General features: G+C 73.5%; 4 protein-coding genes and 2 pseudogenes. 3 read left to right on the plus strand and 3 right to left on the minus strand.

Annotation, left to right across the window (positions count from 1 at the left end; all coding sequences use genetic code 11):
* Together H5J29_RS22915 and pdxS are read left to right on the plus strand one after the other, a co-directional pair.
* A pseudogene (locus H5J29_RS22915) lies at positions 1-333 on the plus strand (hypothetical protein); the annotation flags it as partial.
* Between the two features lie 120 nt (positions 334-453).
* Positions 454-1,383 (plus strand): pyridoxal 5'-phosphate synthase lyase subunit PdxS, encoded by a 930-nt coding sequence (gene pdxS / locus H5J29_RS22920; RefSeq protein WP_376768559.1) that lies wholly within the window; start codon positions 454-456, stop codon positions 1,381-1,383.
* Here the strand turns inward: pdxS and H5J29_RS22925 are convergent, their stop codons facing one another.
* Entirely contained in the window at positions 1,384-1,935 is a 552-nt protein-coding gene (locus H5J29_RS22925; RefSeq protein WP_181783105.1) for a helix-turn-helix domain-containing protein, read from the minus strand.
* Between the two features lie 54 nt (positions 1,936-1,989).
* Between H5J29_RS22925 and H5J29_RS35325 the strand changes: the two are divergent.
* Positions 1,990-2,445 (plus strand): annotated as a pseudogene (locus H5J29_RS35325) (AzlC family ABC transporter permease); the annotation flags it as partial.
* A gap of 314 nt (positions 2,446-2,759) precedes the next feature.
* Here H5J29_RS35325 and H5J29_RS22935 read toward each other — a convergent pair.
* Positions 2,760-3,626, minus strand: a complete 867-nt coding sequence (locus H5J29_RS22935) for a TIM barrel protein (RefSeq protein ID WP_181783106.1) — start codon at positions 3,624-3,626, stop codon at positions 2,760-2,762.
* 9 nt (positions 3,627-3,635) lie between these two features.
* Positions 3,636-4,244: SDR family oxidoreductase (locus tag H5J29_RS22940; protein ID WP_181783107.1), on the minus strand; the 609-nt coding region annotated here is incomplete at its 5' end.

Below are 4,244 nucleotides of genomic sequence, written 5' to 3' on the forward strand. Positions count from 1 at the left end.
GAGAACCCGCAGAACACCGACGGCATGGTCCGCGACCTCCCGCGGGAGCTGGAGCAGGGGATCGAGGCGCGCGAGCTCGTCGAGAACGCGTTGTCCCGGGCCCTGTCGCTGGTCGACCGCGAGGGCCTGCCCACGGACCTGCTGGCCGAGCTGGTCGACGCGGAACAGCTCGTCGTGCTGGCGCGGCGGGTGCACAACGACGCCGTCCGGGACACCCACGGCCTGCGGTCGCGGCGGCTGGTCCGCTGGTTGCGGCTGTACGGGACCGCACCCCTGCCCGCCTACTTCGAGATCGCCGAGTCCGCTCCCCGGCTCGGTTCGCGCGCGGGCTGACCGGCTCCCACCCCGTCCGAGCTGCGGGGAGCGGCGCGTACCATCGGACGACGGACCGCCGTTCGCAGACGGCGGTGGCCCGGAGCCCCGGGACCTCGCAGTCGAAGAAGGAGCACCACAGTGTCGTCCGAGCAGGCCCCCTCCGACAGCTCCGTGACCTCCGCAGGCCACGAGCTGGGTACCGCCCGCGTGAAGCGCGGCATGGCGGAGATGCTCAAGGGCGGCGTGATCATGGACGTGGTCACGCCCGAGCAGGCGAAGATCGCCGAGGACGCGGGCGCCGTCGCCGTCATGGCGCTGGAGCGGGTCCCCGCGGACATCCGCGCGCAGGGCGGCGTGGCGCGGATGAGCGACCCGGACATGGTCCAGGGGATCATCGAGTCCGTCTCCATCCCGGTCATGGCCAAGGCGCGGATCGGGCACTTCGTCGAGGCGCAGGTCCTGCAGTCGCTCGGCGTGGACTACGTCGACGAGTCGGAGGTCCTCACCCCGGCGGACGAGGCGCACCACATCGACAAGTGGGCCTTCACCGTGCCCTTCGTCTGTGGTGCGACCAACCTGGGCGAGGCGCTGCGCCGCATCTCCGAGGGCGCGGCGATGATCCGTTCGAAGGGCGAGGCGGGCACGGGGAACGTCGTCGAGGCGACCCGGCACATGCGCTCCATCCGCAGCGAGATCCGCCGCCTCGGCACCCTGGACGAGGCGGAGCTGTTCATCGCGGCCAAGGAGCTGCGCGCCCCCGTGCAGCTCGTCGCGGAGGTCGCCGCGGCCGGGAAGCTGCCGGTCACGCTGTTCACCGCGGGCGGCATCGCCACCCCGGCGGACGCGGCGATGATGATGCAGCTCGGCGCCGAGGGCGTGTTCGTGGGCTCGGGCATCTTCAAGTCCGGCGACCCCGCGCAGCGCGCGGCCGCGATCGTGAAGGCCACCACCTTCCACGACGACCCGGACGTGATCGCCAAGGTCTCCCGCGGGCTCGGCGAGGCGATGGTCGGCATCAACATCCCCGACCTCCCCGAGGAGCAGCGGTACGCCCAGCGCGGCTGGTGACTACACGTACTCCATCACCAACACCGCGGCCGTCCCCGGCTCCAGCGCCTGGTAGGAGTGGGGGCGGTCGCCCGGGAAGCAGGCGTAGTCGCCCGGCCCCAGCTCCACCTGTTCGCCCTCCGGCCCGGCGACCCAGCGCCCCGCCGTCACGACGAGGTGCTCGGTGGTGCCGGGGATGTGGCTGTGGGCGGACCGGGCCGCGCCGGGTTCGGCGGTGATCACGTGCAGGTCCCGGCGTGCCCCGGGCGGGCACGCCGCGAGCAGGGTGCCGGTGAAGGGGGAGTGCTCGCTCGGGATCACCACGCCCTGCCCCGCCCGGACCACCCGCACCCCGCGGGCGGGGGGATCGACCAGCCGGGAGAACGGCACGTCGAGCACCACGGCGATCGCCCACAGCGTCTCGACGCTCGGGTTCCCCGCCCCCGCCTCGAGCTGCGAGAGCGTGGACTTGGCCAGCCCCGCGCGCCGGGCCAGCTCCGCCAGCGACAGCTCCTGACGGGTCCGCTCCCGTCGGACGGCCGCGGCGATCTCCTCCAGCGGCGTTCGGCTCATCGAACGCCGATACCGGGTTGACGAACGGTGGTCATGCGTTCAGTGTAAGCGCCCATGTGTTCGGTACGGCGAACGACCTTGGCGCCCGGGGACCTGCGGGACGTCCTGGCCCTGGCGGCGGCGATCGCGGTCGTCGGGATGTCGTTCGGGGCGCTCGCGGCCTCGGCGGGCGTGCCGTGGCCGCTGGTCGTGGGCATGTCGCTACTGGTGTTCGCGGGCGGGTCGCAGTTCCTCGCGGTGGCCGTCGTCGCCGCGGGCGGCGCCCCGTTCGCGGCGGTCGCGGCGGGTCTGTTGATCAACCTCCGGCACCTGCCGTTCGGCCTGGCGATCGGGGGCGTCGTCGGAGGGAGCCTGCCGACGCGGCTGCTGGGTGCCCACCTGCTCGTCGACGAGAACGTGGCGTTCACGCGCGCCCGCGGCAGCGGGCCGCGGGCACGGGCGGCCTACTGGGCGTGCGGCGCGAGCCTGTTCGTCGCCTGGAACATCGGGACGGTGGTCGGCCTGCTCGCGGGCGAGGCGATCCCCGACCCGGAGGTCTTCGGGATCGACGCCGCCTTCCCGGCCGCCCTGCTCGCCCTCCTCCTGCCCTCGCTGCGGCAGCGGGACGCCCGCACGGTGGCCGTGGGCGCCGTCGTCGTCTCGCTGGCCGCCACACCCTTCCTCCCGCCCGCACACCCCCGCGATCCCTCCGCTCCCGCCTCCGCCTCCGCCTTCTCGCCCCGTCGAGATGAACGTCAGTGCTGTTCGGAGGGCCTCCGAACAGCACTGACGTTCATCTCGGGCGGGGGCGGCGCCTCGAAGCAGGCGGGGACCGCGCCGTTCGGTCACCTCGAGAGCAGCGCCCGGAGGTGCTCGACGCTCGCGTGGACGTCGCCCGCGGGGCCGACGCCGGTCGGTGCCTCGGTGAGGATCGTGTCCTGCTCCAGGACGTACCAGCCGTCGTAGCCCCGGCCCCGCAGGCTCGTGACGATCGACTCGAAGTCCACGTCGCCCGCGCCGAGCGGCCGGTACATCCCCGCCCGCACGGCCTCGGTGTAGGTCTTGAGACCCTCCTGCACCTGCCGCGCCAGACCGAGGTCGACGTCCTTGAAGTGCGTGTGCGCCACCCGCTCCGGTGACTGCCGGGTGAGCTCCGCGGGGTCGGTGCCGCCGATCAGGAGGTGTCCGGTGTCCAGGCAGAGCTGCATGGAGGAGCCCTCCAGCACGCGTCGGACGTCGTCGTTGTTCTCGACCATGGTCCCGACGTGCGGGTGCAGCACGGTCTCGACGCCCGCCGCCGCGGCCGCCGTCGCGATGCGGTCGAGGTTCTCCAGCAGGGTCTTCCAGCCGGCGTCGTCGAGCTCGGGGCGGGAGTCGTAGCCGGTCCGGCCGGTGTCCGCGGACAGCACGAGCGTGCCCGCGGACGCCGCCGCGTAGCTGGGCAGCAGCTCTCGGACGCCGGGGACCGGGTCGTGGTCGGGGACGTGCAGCAGCGTCGGGGTGAACCCGCCGACGGCGGTCAGCCCGTGCCCGGCGAGCGTGGCGGCCTTGGCCTCGGGCGTCGCGGGGAGGAACCCGTCCGGCCCGAACTCGGTGGCCACCAGCCCGACCTCGGCCATCTCGGCCAGGACGCGCTCGGGGGTCAGCTGGTAGCCCCAGCCGGGGACCTCGCACACGCCCCAGGAGATGGGCGCTCCGGCGATCTTGGTCATCGATGGCTCCTAGTCGTGGGTGCCGAGCACGGCCTGGTCCCAGTCCACGAGAGACCCGGTCACCACGCCGCTGCGGTCGGAGAGGAGGAAGACGATCATGTCGGCGATCTCGTCCGGGTCGCCGAGCCTGCCCGCGGGGAGCCTGCTCGCGGCCCGGGCACGCCAGTCGTCGCCCGCGCCTTCGAACCGGCGCTGTGTGCTGTCCTCGCCGTCGGTGTCCGTCCAGCCGATGTTGAGGCAGTTGACCCGGATCCGGTCGAAGCGGTGGGCGTGCGCGACGTTGCGGGTGAGCGCGGCGAGCCCGGCCTTCGCCGCGGCGTACGGGGCCAGGTTCGGCGAGCCGCCGTACGACTGCTCGGAGCCGATGTTCACGATCGTCCCGGGGGCGCCGCGGCGCAGCATGTCCCGCACGACCGCCTGCATGAGGAAGAACGGGCCGCGCAGGTCGATCGCCACGTGCCGGTCGAACAGCTCGGGCGTGGTGTCCAGCAGCGAGCCCCGGTCGGTCAGGCCCGCCGCGTTGAGCAGGCCGTCCACCCGACCGAACTCGGCCACGACGGCCGCGACGGTCGCGGTGATCTGCTCGGTGTCGGCGACGTCGCACGGCAGGTACCGCGC

This window comes from Pseudonocardia pini (assembly GCF_013870575.1).
GTDB lineage: Bacteria > Actinomycetota > Actinomycetes > Mycobacteriales > Pseudonocardiaceae > Pseudonocardia > Pseudonocardia pini.

Bases quoted from the DNA above. Each gene is read 5' to 3' on its own strand.
- H5J29_RS22925 (WP_181783105.1), bottom strand. From the start codon at position 1,935: ATGAGCCGAACGCCGCTGGAGGAGATCGCCGCGGCCGTCCGACGGGAG.
- H5J29_RS22935 (WP_181783106.1), bottom strand. From the start codon at position 3,626: ATGACCAAGATCGCCGGAGCGCCCATCTCCTGGGGCGTGTGCGAGGTC.